General features: G+C 72.9%; 18 protein-coding genes. 9 read left to right on the top strand and 9 right to left on the bottom strand.

The features are described 5' to 3' along the window. Both NMK44_RS02995 and NMK44_RS02990 read right to left on the bottom strand, forming a co-directional pair. The gene (locus NMK44_RS02995; RefSeq protein WP_254737902.1) at positions 1–348 is read right to left on the bottom strand and encodes a DUF1330 domain-containing protein; all 348 of its coding nucleotides are present in this window, start codon (positions 346–348) and stop codon (positions 1–3) included. 114 nt (positions 349–462) lie between these two features. Beyond that, positions 463–975, bottom strand: coding sequence for a hypothetical protein (locus NMK44_RS02990; RefSeq protein ID WP_254737900.1), 513 nt, complete (start codon positions 973–975; stop codon positions 463–465). Between the two features lie 55 nt (positions 976–1030). On the opposite strand from NMK44_RS02990, the gene NMK44_RS02985 reads away from it, so the two are divergent. After that, positions 1031–2569 (top strand): helix-turn-helix domain-containing protein, encoded by a 1539-nt coding sequence (locus NMK44_RS02985; RefSeq protein ID WP_254737898.1) that lies wholly within the window; start codon positions 1031–1033, stop codon positions 2567–2569. Positions 2570–3012: 443 nt separating this feature from the next. On the opposite strand, the gene mfd is transcribed toward NMK44_RS02985, so the two are convergent. Then, on the bottom strand, positions 3013–6549 hold the full coding sequence (mfd, locus tag NMK44_RS02980; RefSeq protein WP_254737896.1) for a transcription-repair coupling factor: 3537 nt from the start codon (positions 6547–6549) through the stop codon (positions 3013–3015). A 196-nt stretch (positions 6550–6745) separates the two neighbouring features. On the opposite strand from mfd, the gene NMK44_RS02975 reads away from it, so the two are divergent. The 8 genes from NMK44_RS02975 to NMK44_RS02940 are packed head-to-tail and all read left to right on the top strand — an operon-like array spanning position 6746 to position 10224. Continuing rightward, on the top strand, positions 6746–7075 hold the full coding sequence (locus tag NMK44_RS02975) for a gas vesicle protein GvpO (RefSeq protein ID WP_254737894.1): 330 nt from the start codon (positions 6746–6748) through the stop codon (positions 7073–7075). Positions 7076–7112: 37 nt separating this feature from the next. Further along, positions 7113–7574, top strand: a complete 462-nt coding sequence (gene gvpJ / locus NMK44_RS02970) for a gas vesicle protein GvpJ (protein WP_254737892.1) — start codon at positions 7113–7115, stop codon at positions 7572–7574. 3 nt (positions 7575–7577) lie between these two features. Continuing rightward, complete coding sequence (locus NMK44_RS02965) at positions 7578–8339, top strand: GvpL/GvpF family gas vesicle protein (protein ID WP_254737890.1); 762 nt, start codon at positions 7578–7580, stop codon at positions 8337–8339. Beyond that, positions 8327–8584, top strand: a complete 258-nt coding sequence (locus NMK44_RS02960; RefSeq protein ID WP_254737888.1) for a gas vesicle protein GvpG — start codon at positions 8327–8329, stop codon at positions 8582–8584. Before NMK44_RS02965 ends, NMK44_RS02960 begins: the two co-directional genes overlap by 13 nt. Continuing rightward, on the top strand, positions 8581–8943 hold the full coding sequence (locus tag NMK44_RS02955; RefSeq protein ID WP_254737886.1) for a gas vesicle protein: 363 nt from the start codon (positions 8581–8583) through the stop codon (positions 8941–8943). Before NMK44_RS02960 ends, NMK44_RS02955 begins: the two co-directional genes overlap by 4 nt. Further along, on the top strand, positions 8940–9728 hold the full coding sequence (locus NMK44_RS02950) for a GvpL/GvpF family gas vesicle protein (RefSeq protein WP_254737885.1): 789 nt from the start codon (positions 8940–8942) through the stop codon (positions 9726–9728). Before NMK44_RS02955 ends, NMK44_RS02950 begins: the two co-directional genes overlap by 4 nt. Continuing rightward, positions 9725–9949 carry a gas vesicle protein gene (locus NMK44_RS02945; protein ID WP_254737884.1) on the top strand — a complete coding sequence of 75 codons (225 nt, stop codon included), beginning with the start codon at positions 9725–9727 and terminating at the stop codon, positions 9947–9949. Before NMK44_RS02950 ends, NMK44_RS02945 begins: the two co-directional genes overlap by 4 nt. Then, positions 9946–10224 (top strand): gas vesicle protein K, encoded by a 279-nt coding sequence (locus NMK44_RS02940; RefSeq protein WP_254737883.1) that lies wholly within the window; start codon positions 9946–9948, stop codon positions 10222–10224. Before NMK44_RS02945 ends, NMK44_RS02940 begins: the two co-directional genes overlap by 4 nt. 109 nt (positions 10225–10333) lie before the next feature. On the opposite strand, the gene NMK44_RS02935 is transcribed toward NMK44_RS02940, so the two are convergent. The 6 genes from NMK44_RS02935 to NMK44_RS02910 all read right to left on the bottom strand — a co-directional run. Next, positions 10334–10753, bottom strand: a complete 420-nt coding sequence (locus NMK44_RS02935; RefSeq protein ID WP_254737882.1) for a VOC family protein — start codon at positions 10751–10753, stop codon at positions 10334–10336. 78 nt (positions 10754–10831) lie between these two features. Beyond that, the gene (locus NMK44_RS02930; RefSeq protein WP_254737881.1) at positions 10832–11818 is read right to left on the bottom strand and encodes an aldo/keto reductase; all 987 of its coding nucleotides are present in this window, start codon (positions 11816–11818) and stop codon (positions 10832–10834) included. A gap of 210 nt (positions 11819–12028) precedes the next feature. After that, on the bottom strand, positions 12029–14608 hold the full coding sequence (locus NMK44_RS02925) for an ABC transporter permease (protein ID WP_254737880.1): 2580 nt from the start codon (positions 14606–14608) through the stop codon (positions 12029–12031). Continuing rightward, complete coding sequence (locus NMK44_RS02920; RefSeq protein WP_254737879.1) at positions 14605–15393, bottom strand: ABC transporter ATP-binding protein; 789 nt, start codon at positions 15391–15393, stop codon at positions 14605–14607. The genes NMK44_RS02925 and NMK44_RS02920 overlap by 4 nt, the downstream gene beginning before the upstream one ends. A gap of 548 nt (positions 15394–15941) precedes the next feature. After that, a complete protein-coding gene (locus tag NMK44_RS02915) occupies positions 15942–16871 on the bottom strand; it encodes a DivIVA domain-containing protein (RefSeq protein ID WP_254737878.1) in 930 nt (309 codons plus the stop codon). 211 nt (positions 16872–17082) lie between these two features. Beyond that, positions 17083–18544, bottom strand: a 1462-nt coding sequence (locus NMK44_RS02910) for an SUKH-4 family immunity protein (protein WP_254737877.1), incomplete at its 5' end; no start/stop codon positions are given.

Here is an 18544-nt window from a genome sequence, read left to right as displayed (position 1 = left end):
TCAGACGCTGACGGCCGCCTCCCGCATCGCCGCGGCGGTCCCCGCCGCGTCGTAGTCCGGGCCGACCCCGTCCACGAGGATCACGTCCCCCTGGATGTGGTCGGTCCGCAGCGGCAGGATCTCCTGGTACGCGGGCGACGCGTACCAGGCGCGCGCCGCGGCCAGGTCGGGGAAGCCGATCATCACCACATGCCCCGGCCAACTGCCCTCCAGCACCTGCACCTCGGCCCCGTGGGTCAGGAATCGACCGCCGAAGGGGGTCATGGTGTCCTGGATCCGCTCGATGTACGCGAAGACATCGGGGTGCGAACTGCCGCTGCGCAGATGCGCGATGGCGTAGGCGGTCATGGTTCCTCCAGGGGCTTCGGGCCGGGCCCCGGGGCGTCCCCGGGCTGATGTGCACCAGCCTGCCGCGCCCCCGGGGACCGGTCGATTACCCGTGACGTAAAGGCGGGACCGCCGTCAGTCGGCGACCCCCAGGTCCTCCCGCATGATCCGGCGCATCTCCGCGAGCCGGGGCTCGGCGTCCTTCAGCGTGAGCAGCGCCGTGGCAGCGGTCTCGCCCTCCCGGGCCAGCCCCCGGTCGATCCTCTTGGCCGTGGCGTCGACACCGGCGAGCACCGTGTTGAGCGCGCGGGAGGCGGCCAGCACCCGTTCGGGGACGATCATCTGCGCCTCGGCGTAGCGGTCCCGGTAGTCGCGCCGGACCTCCTCGACCCGGACCCGGTCCTCGTCGGTGTAGACACCGTCCCGGATCCGGTGCAGCGCATCCTTGAGGAGGGTGTGGAACTGCCGGGAGGCCCGGTTCATCCCCGTGTACGCGGCCCGCCGCTCCTCGTACCGCCGCCGCTCCTCCCCGGCCCGCGCCTCCTCCGCGCGCTGACGCGCGGTGAGCCGCTGGTGGAGCAGGGGGGCGAAGAGGGTGCCGAGCACACCCACCACGGCGGTGATCATCGCTGCTATGACGGCTGACATCCGCCGGATACTAACCGTTGCCGTGGCGTCGGCCCCCGGTACTACTCTGCGCCTCATGCCACTCTCGCCGTCCGCCGCGCGCACCGACCGCGCCGACGACGTCCTCGCCCTCGCCCGGCTCTCCGCCAAGCGCGGTCCGGTCCGGGCGATCCTGGTGTGGCTCACCCGGCGCACCGGGGGTCTCGCCGTGCTGGTCGGGGCCGACGGGGCGGTGCTGGCCACACCGGAGCCCGGCACCGCGCCGCCCGAGGCCGGCGCCGCCGCCACCGCCGCCGTCGAACTGCACCGGCGGGGCGCGCCGTCCGCCGTGCTGGGCGGGGACGGGACGGCTCCGGTCCATCTGGTGGCGCTCGGACCCGGGGCCGAGACGGGGCGGGACCCGGCGGCGGGGACGGTGTACCTGGCCGTCGTCCGGCCCGCCGATCCGCGCTGCGGGGTGCTGCTGGCCGACGCCTCGCGCACCCTCGCCCTGTGCTGGCGGCTGGAGGAGGCGGAGCGGATACGCCGCCGGGTGGAGTCGGCCGAGGTGCACAGCCGGGAGGCGGTGCTGCATCTGCTGATGGTCGGCAGCGTGCCCGCGGCACAGCGGATCGCCGGGGCGCTGCGCCCGGCGCTGCCCGCCGTGACGCGGGTGTACGTGATCGAGTGCCCCAGCGAACGGCGGCGCGAGATAGCCGTCCGGATCGACCGCACGGCGCGCGGGCGGGCCTGGATCGTGCCGTGTCCGGTGCGGCCCAACCACCTGATCGCGCTGGTGCCCGCCGGAGAGCGCACCGGGCCGCGGCCGGAGGCGGAACCCGGCGCCGGCCCCGAGCGGCTGGACCGGCGGATCGCCCGGGAGGTGCCGGAGTGCCGGGTCGGGGTGAGCGCCGAGGTCGCGCTGCGGGACACCCCGGTCGGCTACGAGCAGGCGTTCCACGCCCTGGCGGTGGCCCGGGACGCGCCCGAGCGGTGTGCCGGCTTCGGCGGCCACACCGATGTCACGGTGCTGGCCGGTCCCGAAGGCCGGGTCTGGGCGGGTGAGTTGCTGGGGCCGTGCCTGCGCTACGCGCCGACCCGGCGGGCCGACCCGGGGCCACGGGAACTGCTGGACACCCTCGGCTCCTGGCTGAGCTTCGGCGGAGCCGCCACCCGCCATCTGAAGATCCACCGCAATACGCTCGCCGCCCGGGTGCGCCATCTCGACGGACTGCTCGGACTGGACGTCAGCCGCTGTCTGGCGGGCCAGTCGGCGGCCTGGCTGGCCCTGCGGCTGCACACCGCGCCGTGGACGGCGGGGGCGGTGACCGCGGGCACCGCGGACCGCGCCGCCACCCTGGACGCGCTGCTGGCCACACCCGCCGCGGAGATCTGGGCGCGGTCCCAGCTCCGCCCGCTGGAGCAGGCCCGGGTGACGGCCGGACCGGAGACCGTACGGGCGTGGCTGCGGGCCGACGCCCGGCTGCCCGCCACCGCCTCCGCGCTCGGGATCTCACTCCCCGGTACCCGCAAGCGGCTGGCGAAGGCCGAGGACGCGCTGGGCCGGTCGCTGCTGCGCGCGCCGAGCGCGAAGTACGAACTGTGGTTGGCTATGCGGGCGTTGGGCACACTGTGAGGATCGGCCTGCCGGCCCCGGCGCGCGGTCACCGTTCGATGCGGAACCGGCCGCCGCGATCACTGTGCAGTTCGTTCCTCGCCGCCCGCCCCGCCCGCCCCTAGTGTCCTGACCACGACCCGGCGGGCCGCTCCGAGGCCACCTCGAACCTCCCTGAGGGGTCGTGCGGACGGGCCCCTCTCGTCCGTACGGCGCCGCGACTCGGTATGGACCGCCGGGCGCCACCGGACCCACTTCCGCCGCGCACCGCGCGGCCCGGGGCCCCTTCCGGGCGTCCCGACCGGACCGGGGCGGCCGGCGGCGCGGCCACGGGGGTGTCGCGCGGCGGCGGTCCCTGTCCGTCCGGGCCCAGGGCACGGCACATCATCATCCGCCCCCGCCGACCCGGGCCCGGACGGCTTCCCCGGCGCCGCCGCACCACGGTGTGGTGCGGCGGCCGGCGCTCAGGAGCCCAGGACCGTGGTCAGGAACTCTCCGGTCCACGCCAGCAACTCCCGCCCCACCAGCGGCTTTCCACCGATCCTCGCCGTGGCGGGCCGGGGCACCAGCACCTGCTGGGTGGCGGGCTTGATCACCGTGCGCGGATGCAGCCGCTTGAGCCGCAGCTCCTGCGACTCGCGCAGCTCCACCGGGCCGAAGCGGATGTTGGAGCCCTGGAGCGTGATGTCGGAGACTCCGCAGGCGCGGGCCAGCAGCCGCAGCCCGGCGACCAGCAGCAGGTTCTCCACCGGTTCCGGCAGCTTGCCGTAGCGGTCGGTGAGCTCCTCGCGCACCGCGCGGATGTCGTCCTCGCTGGAGGCGGCGGCGATGGCGCGGTACGCCTGGAGCCGCAGCCGCTCGCCGGGGGCGTAGTCGTGCGGGACATGGGCGTCCACCGGCAGCTCGATCTTGACTTCGAGCGGGGCCTCCTCGACCTCGCCGCCGCCCGCCTCCAGCGTCGCGCGGTAGTCGGCGACGGCCTCGCCGACCATCCGTACGTACAGGTCGAAGCCGACGCCCGCGATATGGCCGGACTGCTCACCGCCGAGCAGATTGCCCGCGCCGCGGATCTCCAGGTCCTTCATCGCCACGTACATACCGGCGCCCATCTCGGTGTGCTGGGCGATGGTGGCCAGCCGCTCGTGGGCGGTCTCGGTGAGCGGCTTCTCCGGCGGGTAGAGGAAGTAGGCGTAGCCGCGCTCCCGGCCACGGCCGACCCGGCCACGCAACTGGTGGAGCTGGGAGAGGCCGAAGTTGTCACCGCGCTCGACGATGAGGGTGTTGGCGTTGGAGATGTCGATACCGGACTCGACGATGGTGGTGGAGACCAGGACGTCGAACTTCTTCTCCCAGAAGTCGACGACCACCTGCTCCAGCACGTTCTCCGCCATCTGGCCGTGGGCGGTGGCGATCCGCGCCTCGGGGACGATCTCGCGGAGCCTGGCCGCGGCCCGGTCGATGGACTCCACCCGGTTGTGGATGTAGAAGACCTGGCCCTCGCGCAGCAGTTCACGGCGGATGGCCGCGCCGATCTGCTTCTGCTCGTAGGGGCCGACGAAGGTCAGCACCGGGTGGCGCTCCTCCGGCGGGGTGGTGATCGTGGACATCTCGCGGATGCCGGTGACCGCCATCTCCAGGGTGCGCGGGATGGGGGTGGCGGACATGGTCAGCACGTCCACGTTGGCCCGCAGCTTCTTGAGCTGCTCCTTGTGCTCGACGCCGAAGCGCTGTTCCTCGTCGACGATGACCAGGCCCAGGTCCTTGAACTTGGTTTCGGAGGAGAAGAGCCGGTGCGTGCCGATGACGATGTCGACCGAGCCCTCCCGCAGCCCCTCCAGGACCGCCTTGGCCTCGGTGTCGGTCTGGAAGCGGGAGAGCGCCTTGACGACCACCGGGAACTGGCCGTAGCGCTCGCTGAAGGTGCCGAAGTGCTGCTGGACCAGGAGGGTGGTGGGCACCAGCACGGCGACCTGCTTGCCGTCCTGCACCGCCTTGAACGCCGCGCGCACCGCGATCTCGGTCTTGCCGTAGCCGACGTCGCCGCAGATCAGCCGGTCCATCGGAACCGACTTCTCCATGTCCTCCTTGACCTCGCCGATGGTGGTGAGCTGATCGGGGGTCTCGGCGTACGGGAAGGCGTCCTCCAGCTCCCGCTGCCAGGGGGTGTCCGCGCCGAACGCGTGGCCGGGGGCGGCCATCCGCGCCGAGTAGAGCTTGATGAGGTCGGCGGCGATCTCCTTGACCGCCTTCTTGGCGCGCGCCTTGGTCTTGGTCCAGTCGGCGCCGCCGAGCCGGTGCAGGGTGGGGGCCTCGCCGCCCACGTACTTGGTGATCTGCTCCAGCTGGTCGGTGGGGATGTAGAGCCGGTCGCCGGGCTGGCCGCGCTTGGCCGGGGCGTACTCCACGACCAGGTACTCCCGGGTGGCGCCCTGGACGGTGCGCTGCACCATCTCGATGTAGCGGCCGACGCCGTGCTGTTCGTGGACGATGAAGTCGCCCGCCTCAAGGGTGAGCGGGTCGATGGTCTTGCGCCGCCGGGCGGGCATCCGGGCGCCGTCCTTGCCGGCGGCCTTCTGCCCCGACAGGTCGGTCTCGGTGAGCACCGCCAGCTTCAGCCCGGGGTCGACGAAGCCGTAGTCGATCGAGCCGCAGGCCACATGGACCACGGACGGGGAGATCCCGTCCAGGTCGGCCTCCAGCCGGGCCGCGATGCCCTCCCCGCCGAGCACCTCGACGGTGCGGGAGGCCGGGCCGTGGCCCTCGGTGACGTACACCGCGCGCCAGCCCTCGGCGAGCCAGCCCTTGGTGTCGGCGAGCGCGCGGGCGGTGTCGCCGCGGTAGGTCTCGGGGGCGTGCATGCCCAGTTTGAGGGTGTCGTCGTCGAGTTCCTCGTCGGCCGCGAAGGGGCTGACCGACCACCACATCATGCCCAGGTCACGGGCCCGGTCCCGGACGTCCGCGAGCCCCCACAGGGAGGCGGCGCCGACGTCGATCGGGGCCTCGCCGCCACCGGCGGTGGCCGCCCAGGACGCCTGGAGGAACTCCTGGCTGGTGGCGACAAGGTCGGCCGCGCGGGTGCGCACCCGCTCCGGGTCGCAGACGAGCGTCATGCTGCCCGCCGGGAGGACGTCCAGCAGCAGTTCCATCTCGTCGACCAGAACCGGGGCCAGGGACTCCATACCCTCGACCGCGATCCCCTCGGCGATCTTGCCGAGCAGTTCGCCCAGCTCGGGGTGGTCCTCGGCGAGCGCCGCGGCCCGCCGCCGCACCTCATCGGTGAGCAGCAGCTCACGGCAGGGAGGGGCCCACAGCCCGTGTTCGGCGACCTCCAGGGACCGCTGGTCGGCCACCTTGAAGTAGCGGATCTCCTCGACGTCGTCGCCCCAGAACTCCACCCGGAGCGGATGCTCCTCGGTGGGCGGGAAGACATCCAGGATGCCGCCGCGCACGGCGAACTCACCGCGCTTCTCGACCAGTTCGACCCGGGAGTAGGCGGCGGCCGCGAGCCCGTCCACCGCCTCCCCCAGATCGGCGGTCCGGCCGGCCCGCAGACTGACCGGCTCCAGGTCGCCGAGCCCCTGGACCTGCGGCTGGAGGACCGAGCGGACGGGGGCGACGACGACGGAGACCGGACCGGCCGCCGGATCGTCCTCGCTGGGGTGGGCGAGCCTGCGCAGCACGGCGAGGCGGCGGCCGACGGTGTCCGAGCGCGGGGAGAGCCGCTCATGCGGCAGCGTCTCCCAGGACGGGTACTCCACCACGCGGTCCGGCGGCAGCAGCGAGCGCAGCGCGGCCGCGAGATCCTCGGCCTCGCGGCCGGTGGCGGTCACCGCCAGCACCGGGCGGCCGGTCTCGCGCGCCAGCGCGGCGACGGCGAAGGGCCGGGCGGCGGGCGGGCCGACCAGATCGACATGGGGCCGGTTCCCGTCGGTGGCACCGCGCACCGCCTCGGCGAGCGCGGGGTCCCGTACGACGGCGTCGAGCAGACCGGTGAGGCTCATAAAGGGGTATTCCATCCCGGAGACGGACAACGCGAATCACCCGACACGTGATACGGGCCGGGGGTCTTCCAGAGTACGGCCACCCGCGGACACCCGGAGCCGGGACCGGCCCGGCCCCGGCCCGGCGGGTCCCGGTGCACGCGTCCGGCCCAGCCCAGCGCGCGTGCGGGCACGGTGTGTGACCAGACTGTTGCCCATGGCAGAGCGAGAGCGCCGGACCTCCACGAAAGAGCCGGGCCGACGGACGTCGCCGGCACACCGCCGCTCCCGGGAGACGGGCCCGGAGCAGGCGGCGGAGAACGCCTGTGAACGGCTGGCCGCGCTGATCTCCCACCCGACCGAGGGGGTCTCCGCGGTGCGCCGGGAGGACGACGGCTGGCGGGTGTGCGTGGACGTCCTGGAGGTACCGCGGATCCCCGACACCACCAGCCTGCTGGCCACCTACGAGGTGGACCTCGACAGCCACGGGGAGCTCCGCGAGTACCGGAGGGTCCGCCGCTACCGGCGCGGCGCGGCCGACGACTGACCGCAGCGCGCAGGGCAACCGAAGGGACCTTCCGATCATGGTCGCCACCTACACCGAAGAGGTCGTCTGCGTCCCGCGGGCGGGCACGCTCTACGACGTCCTGGAACTGATCCTCGACCGCGGCATGGTGATCGACGTCTTCGTCCGGGTCTCCCTGGTCGGCATCGAGATCCTGAAGATCGATGTCCGGATCGTGGTCGCGAGCGTGGACACCTATCTGCGCTTCGCCGAGGCCTGCAACCGGCTGGACCTGGAGAACGACCGCAGCAAGACCGTGCCCGAGCTGTTCGGCGGCGGAGGGGGCGGCGGGAGCATGGCCGCGGGCATCGGCAAGCGGAAGGCCAAGAAGGCGGTCGGGTCGGTGGGCGAGAAGGTCAAGCGGGCGGTCGGCGCCGGTGATGACGACGATGAGGACGACGACCACGAGGAGGAGTACGAGGAGTCCCGTCCCCGTAAGCGCCCCGCGAGCCGTTCCCGCCGCCGTTCCGAGGAGGACTGACCGATGGCCGCCGCACCGCAGCCCACATCCACGGCCGCGCCCGGAGGTGTGTACGTCTACGGCGTCGTCCGCGCGGGCCATCCGGTGCCGCCGGGCCGCGCCGGGGTCGGTGAGCGGCCCGGTCCGGTCCGTACGCTGCCCGCCGGGGACCTGGCCGCCGTCGTCGGCGACGCCCCGGGGCGGCTGCGCGCCAAGCGCCGCGACCTCATGGCCCACCAGGACCTGGCGCTGGCCCTGGGGAAGGACGGCCCGGTGCTGCCGATGCGCTTCGGGATGGTCGCCCCCGACGAGGAGTCGGTACTGCGGCAGCTCCGGTCCTCCCAGGACGACTGTCTGGCCGCACTGGAGCGGGTCGAGGGCCGGGTCGAGATGAACGTCAAGGTGGTCCCGGCCCAGGGTGATCTGGAGTCGCTGGTGCGCGAGGACCCGGAGGTGGGCCGGGCCCGCGCCGCGGCCCGCGCCGCCCCCGGCTACGAGGCCAGCGTCCGGCTCGGCGAGGCCGTGGCGCACGGGCTGACCCGGCGGGCCGCGGCCGTGGCGACCACGGTGGCGGCCGAACTGTCCGCGCTGGCGGAGGCGCGGGTGGCCGGACCCGAGGTGCCCGGCTGTGTGCTCAACGCCTCCTTCCTGCTCGCCCGCGACACCACCGGGCGCTTCGGCACGGCCGTGGAGCGGCTGGCGGCCCGGTACGGCACCCGCGTCGAACTGCGGCTGACCGGCCCGCTGCCCTGCTACAGCTTCGTGGAGGGCGTATGGGGCTCCTGACCGAGGTCGCGCTGCTGCCGCTGGCGCCGGTGCGGGGTGTGGTGTGGGTCGCCGAACAGCTACGGGACGCCGCGGAGCGCCAGCTCAACGACCCGGCGGTGGTGCGGGCCCGGCTCGCGGCGCTCAACGAGGCGCTGGAGGACGGCGAGATCGGCCCCGAGGAGTTCGAACGCGAGGAGGACCGGCTGCTGGATCTGCTGTCCCCGACGGAGTCCGCAGGACCGACGGCGGGGAGGCGGCCGTGACCGAACTCGACACGCGGTGGGACCGCCCCGAGCCGAACGGCCCGGTCACCTCCAACCTCGCCGACATCCTGGAACGCGTCCTGGACAAGGGCATCGTGATCGCCGGGGACATCAAGATCGACCTGCTGGACATCGAACTCCTCACCATCCGGCTGCGGTTGTTCGTCTCCTCCGTCGACACCGCCCGCAAGGCGGGGATCGACTGGTGGGAGACCGACCCCGCGCTCTCCTCCCGCGCCGCGCGCGACGCGCTCGCCGTGGAGAACGCCGAACTGCGGGAACGGCTGCGGGCGATCGGGGCCGGGAGCGAAGAGGCCGACGGCGGGGGCGACGGCGGGAGAGGCGGGGCCGGGACATGACGGCGCATCAGTCCACGCTCACCTATGTCTTCGCCGTCTGCGGACCGCCCGGACCGGAGGCGGAGGCGCTCGGCGGACTGTCCGGGGTCGCCCCGCCCGCCCCCGTCCGCACCCTCGCGGCGGGTCCGCTGACCGCCGTGGTCCAGGACGTCCCGGCCGCCGACTACGCCGAAGAGGCCCTGCGGGAGCGGCTGTCCGACCGCGCCGAACTGGAACGCTGCGCCCGTGCCCACCATGAGGTGATCACCGCCTCCATGGCCGCGGCCCCGACCGTCCCGCTGCCGCTGGCCACCCTTTACCGCGGGGAGGAACGGGCCCGGGAGGCCCTGCGCGCACGCGAGGAGTCCCTGCTCACCGCACTCGGCCGGATCACCGGCCGGGTCGAATGGGGTGTGAAGGTCTACGCCCTGGCCGGGCAGCCCGCCGCCGCCGCGTCCTCCCCGGGCGCAGCGGCGGCCAGTGGCCGTGCCTATCTGGAGCAGCTCCGCAGCCGGCAGCGCGGGCGCGAGGAGCGCCAGGGCGCGGCGCTCCGCGCCGCCGAGCGGGTGGACACCGTCGTCCGCGGACTGGCCGTGGCCGCGCGGCGGCTGCGCCCGCACGGCGCCGAGGTGACCGGCCCGCGCCGCACCCATGTGCTCAACGCGGCGTATCTCGTGGACCGCGGCCGGGAGCGGCAGTTGCGCGCCGCCCTCGCCTCGCTGCGCCGGGACGACGCGTCCGTGGAGATCGAGCTGTCCGGGCCCTGGGCCCCGTACTCCTTCGCCGACGGAGGTACCGCGCCATGACCGTCGCCGCCTGGGGATCGGTCCCCGCGGAGGCCCACGGCCCGATCGGGGTGCCGCTGGTGGATCTGCTCGACCGGGTGCTGGCCACCGGGGTGGTGGTCAGCGGGGACCTGGTCATCGCGATCGCCGAAGTGCCCCTGGTGAGGCTCTCCCTGCACGCCCTGCTGTCCTCGGTCAACGAGCGCGTGGCCGCGCCGTGGACCGATTCGGGCCCGCTGTGAGCGGCACCCGGGTCGATATCGACCGGGAGGCGATGGGCCGCGATCTGGTGGCCCTCGTCCTCACCATCGTGGAACTGCTGCGCCAGCTCATGGAACGCCAGGCGCTGCGCCGGATCGACGCGGGCGATCTCACCGATGAGCAGGTGGAGCGGATCGGCACCACGCTGATGATGCTGGACCGGCGGATGGCGGAACTGCGCGATCAGCACGGTCTGACGCCGGAGGACCTCAATCTCGACCTGGGTCCGCTCGGCACCCTGCTCCCCCGGGACTGACGCCCCGGCTGCCGGCCCCCGGCGCCCGCGCCGGTCCGCGCCCCCGTCGGCGGACCGGCGCGGGCCGGTCAGGGTCGGTTCCCCGCCGGTCGGCTCGGCTTCCCCGCGCTCACTCCCCCTCGCTGACGACCATGATCGCGTTCCCGTCGGGGTCGCGGAAGGAGAACATCGGCGGCACGGGCGCGCCGTACCGCATGACCTCCGGATCGGTGTCCACCCCGGCGCCGCGCAGCGTGGCGTGGTCGGCGTCGATGTCCTGGGACGTGAGGATGATGCCCGTCTCGGTGCTGGGCCCGGAGCCGGAACCACCGGCGTCCTCGCAGTTCTGCGGGAGCACCAGCGCGATCCCGGCCCCGCCACCGGACGGTCCGACCTCGATCCAGCGGTGTCCCTCGCCGAAGGGGATGTCGGCCCGCTTGTCGAAGCCGAGGGTGCCCACGTAGAAGTCCAGCGCCCGGTCCTGATCGGTGACGGTGACGGCCACCCGGCCCACCTCGCTGAGCCGGGTGCCCTTGGTCGTCTCGGTCATGGGAAACCTCCCTGGTATCGGCCTTTCCCTGTAGACCGTGGGGCGCCGGAAAACTCATCGCCCGGCCGGGGGAATCCCTCAGCGGTCGACGAACCGCAGGGCGCTCTCGTCATAGCGGTTCCCGGCGATCTCCCGGGCCGGTGCGGCGGCGTCGATCGCAGCAAGCTCCGCTGCGGACAGCTCGATGTCGAGCGCGCCCAGGTTCTCCCGCAGATTGCTCTCCCGGCGGGTGCCCGGGATCGGCACCACGTCGTCGCCGCGGTGCTGCACCCAGGCCAGGGCGAGTTGACCGGCGGTGACGCCCCGGTCGGCAGCCAGTTCCCGCAGCCGCTCGACGATGGCCAGGTTCCGGTCCAGGTTGCCGTCGGCGAACCGGGGCTGGCTGCGCCGCATGTCGTTCTCCTCCAGCGTGTCCAGCGAGGTGATCCGGCCGGTCAGGAAGCCGCGCCCGAGCGGGGAGAACGGCACCAGACCGATGCCCAGTTCACGGCAGACCGGGGCGATCTCCTCCTCCAGGTCCCGGGTCCACAGCGACCACTCGCTCTGGAGCGCGGAGATCGGGTGGACGGCGTGGGCACGGCGGATGGTCGCCGCGCTCGCCTCGGAGAGCCCGAGGGAGCGCACCTTGCCCGCCGCCACCAGCTCGGCCATGGCGCCCACGGTCTCCTCGATGGGCACCTCGGGGTCGACGCGGTGCAGGTAGTAGAGGTCGATGTGGTCCACGCCGAGCCGGCCCAGCGAGGCGTCGCACGCCTGCCGTACGTAGGCCGCGTCGCCCCGGATCCGGGTCTGCTCGCCCAGCTCGTTGGCGAAGCCGAACTTGGTGGCGATCACCGCCTGGTCCCGGCGGCCGCTCAGCGCCCGGCCGACCAGTTCCTCGTTGTGTCCGGCGCCGTAGAAGTCGGAGGTGTCCAGGAGGGTGACACCGAGGTCGAGGGCGCGGTGGATGGTGGCGATCGACTGCTGGTCGTCGGTCGCGCCGTAGGCGTGGCTCATCCCCATGCAGCCGAGCCCCTGGGCGGAGACGGTGAGCGAGCCGAGCCTGCGGACGGGAAGCCGGGACATGGGAGTACCTCCTGGAAGCGGTGGATCTCGCGGTCGTGTCATCCACGCTAGGAGCTGGAGCGCACTCCAGGTCAAAAGCCGGTCGTAGCGGACCGGGAAAGACCGCGGCCCGGCGCGGTGTGCACCCCCGAGAGCACACCGTGCCGGGCCGCCGCCCCTCGGCCCCCGTATCGCCGAGGGGCGGGTCCTGGCCTTCCGTGATGCCGCGTCCTACTCCGTGGCGATGGCGTTCAGGACGTTCATCCGGGCCGCGCGGAAGGCCGGGATCAGCGCCGCGACCAGGCCCACCACGGCGGAGCCGATGAAGACGGTGGTGATGGTCGGCCACGGGATCTCCAGGGTCTTCAGACCCTCGAGCGCCAGCAGCTTCTGCGCCGTCGCGCCCCAGCACATACCGAGCCCGAGGCCCAGCAGGGCGCCGAAGAGCGCGATGACCACGGACTCCAGCCGGATCATGCGGCGCATCTGGCGGCGGGAGAGCCCGATGGCACGCATCAGACCGATCTCCCTGGTCCGTTCGACGACCGACAGGGCGAGGGTGTTCACCACACCGAGGATGGCGACGATGATCGCCAGGGCGAGCAGACCGTAGACCAGGTTGAGCAGCTGGCCGATCTGGTCCTTCATCATCTTCTTGTAGTCGGTCTGGTCACGGACCTGGATCTGCGGGTAGTCCACCAGCTGCTTCTTCAGCGAGGCGTACGCCTGGTCCTCCTGGCCGTCCTTGGCGGTGCCGAGGATCATCAGGTCCGTCGGGATCCGGTCGGCGGGCACATGGGCCTGGACGGTCGCGATGCTGGTGTACAGCGCTCCCTTGTCCAGCGAGGTGTCATCCGAGGTGATCGCGGCCACGGTGAGCTTCGCCGTGCGGCCCTGCGGGAAGGCGACGGTCACGGTGTCGCCCTTCTTCACCTTGTGGTCCTCGGCGAAGCCCTCGGGCAGCGAGAGCGCGTCCTTGCGGTAGGCGTCGGCCAGCGAGCCCTCCACCACCGGGGTCCGCAGGTCGCCCGCGTAGCTCGGGGTGGCGGCGGACAGGTCCTTGCCGACCGTCTTGCCGTCCGGGAGGGTCAGCCGCACATCGCTGATCTGCTTGTAGTGGCTGATGTGGTCCAGGCCCTTGGCCTTGGCGATCCTCTTCTGGATGTCCGGGGTGACCAGCTTGCCCGGCTTGGGCTGCAGAATGAAGTCCGCACCGACCGACTTGTCCAGTTCATCGCTGGCCGACGCGACCATCGAGGAGCCGACCACCGACAGACAGGCGACCAGGGCCAGCCCGATCATCAGGGCCGCGCCGGTGGCGCCGGTGCGCCGCGGGTTGCGCAGCGCGTTGCGCTCGGCCATCCGGCCGACCGGGCCGAAGATCCGCAGGATCACGGCGGCGAGCACCCGGATCACCACACCGGCCAGCAGCGGGCCGATCACGATGAAGCCGACGAGGGTCAGCAGCACGCCCAGGCCCAGGAACATCGAGCCGTCCGCCGCCTTGTCCGCACCGGCCGCGGCGAGCAGCGCGGCCGCGCCGGCCGCGGTGAGCACGGTGCCGATCACCGCGCGGATCCGTCCGGCCTTGGCGTCCGCCGGGGTACCGGCGTCGCGCAGCGCCGCCATCGGGGAGATCCTCGACGCCCGGCGGGCCGGGATGTACGCGGCGATGACGGTGACGACGATACCGATGGTGAGACCGATGATGGGCGTCGCGGGCTTGACCGTCAGCTGGTCGGTGCTCAGGTTCAGTCCGGCGCTGCCCATGATCTTCATCAGGCCGACCGCGAGGCCGACACCGGCGAACACCCCGAGGATCGAGCCGATGATCCCCAGCAGCAGCGCCTCGATCAGCACCGAGCGGTTGATCTGCTTCCGGCTGGACCCGATGGCCCGCATCAGGCCGATCTCCCGGGTGCGCTGGGTCACCAGCATGGAGAAGGTGTTGACGATCAGGAAGATACCGACCAGGACGGCGATCCCGGCGAAGCCGAGCATCGCGTACTTCATGATGTCCAGGAACGAGCCGATGTCGTCCTGGGCCTCATCGCTGGACTCGGCCTTCGTCTGCACCTTGTAGTCCGGGCCGAGGCCGGCCAGGACGTTCTTCTTGAGCTGCTCGTTGCTGACGCCCGGCTGGGCGGTGAGCGCGAAGCTGGTGAACGCCTCGGAGCGGCCCAGCAGCAGCCGCTGGGCCGAGGGGGTGTCCATGTAGAGGACGGTGGAGCCGGGGTTGGTCACCTGGAAGGTGGCGAGCCCGACGACCTTGGCGCGGAACTCACCGGGGACGGTGATCACCCGCAGCTCGTCGCCGATCTTCACCTTCTTGTTCTCGGCGGTGTCGGCGTCGAGCATCACCTCGGTGGGACCGCGCGGCGCGTGGCCGGAGGTGAGCTTCACCGAGCGGTGCTCGGTCGGGTCCCAGTTGGTGCCGATGGTCGGGGCCCCGGAGTCGGGACCGATGTCCTTCTTCTTGCTGTCGACGACAGTGATCGACATGCTGGTGACGTCGCCAGCCACCTTCTTGACGCCCTTGATGCCCTCGATCCGCTTCTGCTGGGCAGCGGGCAGCGTCTCGATCCTGCGGGTGGCAGCCTGCGAGTCATCGCCGTTGTTCGCGTTCTTCGGGCTGACCGTCACATCGGAGGACGTGGCCGCGAAGAGCTTGTCGAACGTGGCGTTGGTGGTGTCCGTGAAGACGAGCGTGCCGGAGACGAAGGCCACCGACAGCAGGACCGCGATGGCGGAGAGCGCCATCCGCCCCTTGTGCGCCATGAAGTTGCGCAGCGAGGTCTTGAGGACGGTCATGACACCCGCCCGCGCGCGTCGAAGTGCTTCATGCGCTCCAGGACCAGTTCGGCGGTCGGGTTCTGCATCTCGTCCACGATCCGGCCGTCGGCCAGGTACAGCACACGGTTGGCGTAGGAGGCGGCGACCGGGTCGTGGGTGACCATCACGATGGTCTGGCCCAGCTCTTCGACCGAGCGCCGCAGGAAGCCCAGCACCTCGGCCCCGGCCCTGGAGTCCAGGTTTCCGGTGGGCTCGTCACCGAAGATGATCTCGGGGCGGGCGGCGAGGGCACGGGCCACGGCGACACGCTGCTGCTGACCGCCGGAGAGCTGGTTCGGCCGGTGCTTGAGCCGCCCGGCGAGGCCGACGGTCTCCACCACCTGGTCCAGCCAGGCGCGGTCCGGCTTACGGCCGGCTATGTCCATCGGCAGCGTGATGTTCTCGATCGCGTTGAGCGTCGGGAGCAGGTTGAACGCCTGGAAGATGAAGCCGATGCGGTCCCGGCGCAGCTTGGTGAGCTTCTTGTCCTTGAGCCCGGTGATCTCGGTCTCGTCGATGAAGATCTGACCCGAGGAGACGGTGTCCAGACCGGCCAGGCAGTGCATCAGGGTGGACTTGCCGGAGCCCGAGGGACCCATGATCGCGGTGAACTGGCCACGGGCGATGTCCACGTCCACGTGGTCCAGCGCGACGACCCGGGTCTCCCCCGAGCCGTACGCCTTGACCACCTGTCGTGCGCGGGCGGCGACGGCCGTATGTCCTCCGCTGCCCCCGGTCCTGGGAATCGATACAGCCGTTGTCACGGTGACTCTCCTCGATCGTGAAAGGCGATTCCGGTCCCGGTCCGCCCACGGCATCCAGCCTGCCGGGCTCCGGGGACCGCCGCGATGGTGCTTGGCTCAGTCTTCGCGGTGGGGACAGCCCCACCCCCTCGGTCGCGCTGCCCGTAGCAACACTAAGAGAGGAGGTGCCCGCCCCTCCTCCTCCGCCGGAACGAACCACGGGTAGGAGGAACGGGTGGACATCCCCTAGGGGTCTAGGACCTGAGGGGGAGCCGCGCTCCGGGTCGATCCTGCACCCTGACGCCGGGTGAGGCTCAATGCCGGGGGCCCAGCAGCCCGAATGCCAGCTTCCCCCCTCCGGGTCCGGCAGGGAAGGGTGGGTCGTACAACGATTAGGTGCGTCCACCGGAGGCCGTATCCCGGCGGGACGCGCGGCGCGCTGGTCCGGGCGCCGTCCGGACGTCCTCCGGACCTCATCCGGGCAGGGAACGCATGCGCGGCGGGTGCGGCCGTCTGCCGCATCCGCCGCGCATGGTTCCGCGTCAGGCCGGGCCGGAAGGCCCGCCGGGTCAGGACTCGGAGCTCAGCTCCGGGCGGGAGCCGGGGCCCGGGTCCTCCACCACCGGCTTGCCCGTCAGGGCCGTCAGACTGCCGCGCACATGCTCCAGGTGGGCCTTCAGCTCCTCGCGGCGCTCGTGGTGGTCGCGCAGGGTGCGCTCCGTCTCCCGGCCGAGGCGCTCCTCCCGGGCGCGCGCCTGGGCGACGATCTCCGCCGCCTGCGCCTGCGCGTCCTCCTGCCGCAGCCGGGCGGCCTGCTCGGCCATCGCGTACTCGCGCTTGGCGTCGGCCAGTCTGGCCTGGGTGAACTCCTCCAGCTGGGCCAGCCGGGCGGTCATCGCGCTGTCGCGCTCGGCCAGTTCGCGGCCCGCCGACTCCCAGCGCTCCCCGTGCTCGCGCTCCTGACCGGACAGCACATCGGCGGTGCGCTGCCGCATGTCCTTGAGGGCGGCCAGCGACTCGCCCCGCCACTCCTTCACGTCCTGGCGGGAGACCGTCCGCACCTCCTCGACCTCGGCCTGAGCCGCCTCCAGGGTGCTGCGCGCCGATGCCTCGGCGGCCTCGCGCACCCGCTCGGCCTCGTCCCGTGCCGCGTCGCGCACCCTGCGGGCGTCGGCCTGCGCGGTCTCCCACTGCTCCCGCCCCCAGGCCTCGGCCTGGGACCGGAGGTGGGTGTCCTCCTCCTCGGCGGCCATCAGGATCAGCTGGGCGCGGTCGCCCAGCGATTCGTACGTCTGGGGGGCGAGCTGGGAGACCGTCTCGCGAAGCTGCTCCGCGTCGGCGGACAGCTCGTTGGCGAGCACGGTGAGGCGCGCGGCTCGCTCCCACGCCGCGTCACGCGCCTGGGACAGCTCCGCCAGATAGCGGTCGACCTGCGCGGGACGATAGCCCCGGCCCCGTCCGACGGTGGTGAAGCCCTGTGGTGACACCGATGCGCCCATCCTTGGAACCCCTTTTGTCCGGCATGCAACGCGCTTCGGCGCACATCTTGATGGATCACCCCTAATCGCCCATAACGCGACACTCCGCCCATCCGCCCCCTCGGCCGGCGTCCGGATCCCGCCGGAAATCCGCTGACAACAACGACGAGGCGCCCGCCCCCGTCACGGGGGTCGGGCGCCTCGCGCTCGCGCTCGGTCAGGCCGGGTCAGCTCAGAGCAGGCCGTCCCACATCTGCTCCAGCAGCACCGCCCACCAGTTGTCCGGTGCGGACAGCGACGCCGGGTCCAGGGCGGCGAGCTGTGCCTGGAAGTCGACCGTCCAGCGGCCCGCCTGCTCGGGCGTCAGCCCGTACCGCAGCCGCCACATCCGGCCCAGCAGGGCCATACAGCGCACGAACTCCGGCAGCCCGGTGTTCACGAACTGCGGCGGCGCCGGCTGGGCCGCGGCCTCCAGCGGGATGGCCACGATATGCGCGGTGCCGTACTGCACACAGAGCTGCCGGCCGAAGTCATTGCCCATGACCAGGTACGAACCGGCGTCCGCGGCGGGCTGCACCCCGCGCTCGGCGGCCAGTTCGGCCAGCGTCGGCACCGGACGGCCCGGCTGGGCCTGCGCCCAGAAGAACGGTCCGAAGTCCACCGGGAGACCCGCCCAGACCAGCGTCTGCGCAACCACGTCCGGTACGCCCATCCGCGAGACCGCGCGCTGGTCGAAGCGGAAGATGCCGGGACCGAACGCCTGGCCCAGCTCATGTGCGAGGCCCTCGGGCGGGACCGGCGGCACCGGCTGCACCTGGCTGGGGTGCGGCAGCGGCACCCGGTTGGGTGCCGGACGGGCCGGTCCGTCCGCCACCTGGTGCAGTTCGCCCTGGTGTTCCAGCAGGTGATGGACGCCCTGCTGACGGGTGGCGTGGTCACGGCCGTACGGGGCGGTGTGGCTGATCCGCACCTGCGGCCAGGTCTCACGGATCATCCGGGCGCAGTAGCCGCCGGGCAGATCGCAGGACTCCAGCTCGGTGTGGAGCTCCAGCACCTGCTGCGGCGGGACGTTCATCGACCGCAGCTCGTGCAGGATCTGCCACTCCGGATGCGGGGTGCCCGGTGCGGAACGGCGGATGAGCTGCTGCTCGGAGCCGTCCTGGGCGCGGTAGCGCAGGACCGCCATATAGCCGGGGCCGACGGTCGGCTGACCGGGCGGCGGCTGCGGATACGCGTATCCGGGCGGGGCCATACCGGGCGCGGCGGCACCGGGCGGCGGCGCCATCCCGGGCGCCGGGGGACCGCTGGGCGGGGCCATACCGGGGCCGCCCGGAGCGCCCGGGGCACCGGGTGCGCCGGGGCCACCGGCCAGCATGGTGGCGGCGGCGTGCATCCCGTCACCGGGAGCGCCGGGCGCACCGGGAGCACCGGGCGCGCCAGGAGCCCCCGGGGCGCCGGGAGCGCCGGGGAACGGTGCGGGCGGCGGCGTCGCGGAACCACCCGCACCGGGGACCCCGGGTGGGCCGGGCGGGTGCGGGCCGGATGGAGCAGCCTGGCCGGGAGCGCCCGGGGCACCGGGCGGTGCCGGGAAACCCGGACCGCCGGGACCGGGCGGCGGGGTCTGCCCGGGAGCGCCGGGGGCGCCGGGCTGACCGGGGCCACCGGCGAGCATCGTCGCGGCGGCGTGCACGGGG

This window comes from Streptomyces cucumeris (assembly GCF_024295805.1).
In the GTDB taxonomy this organism is placed as follows: Bacteria; Actinomycetota; Actinomycetes; order Streptomycetales; family Streptomycetaceae; genus Streptomyces; species Streptomyces cucumeris.
This window is presented reverse-complemented; position numbering and strand designations above follow the sequence as displayed.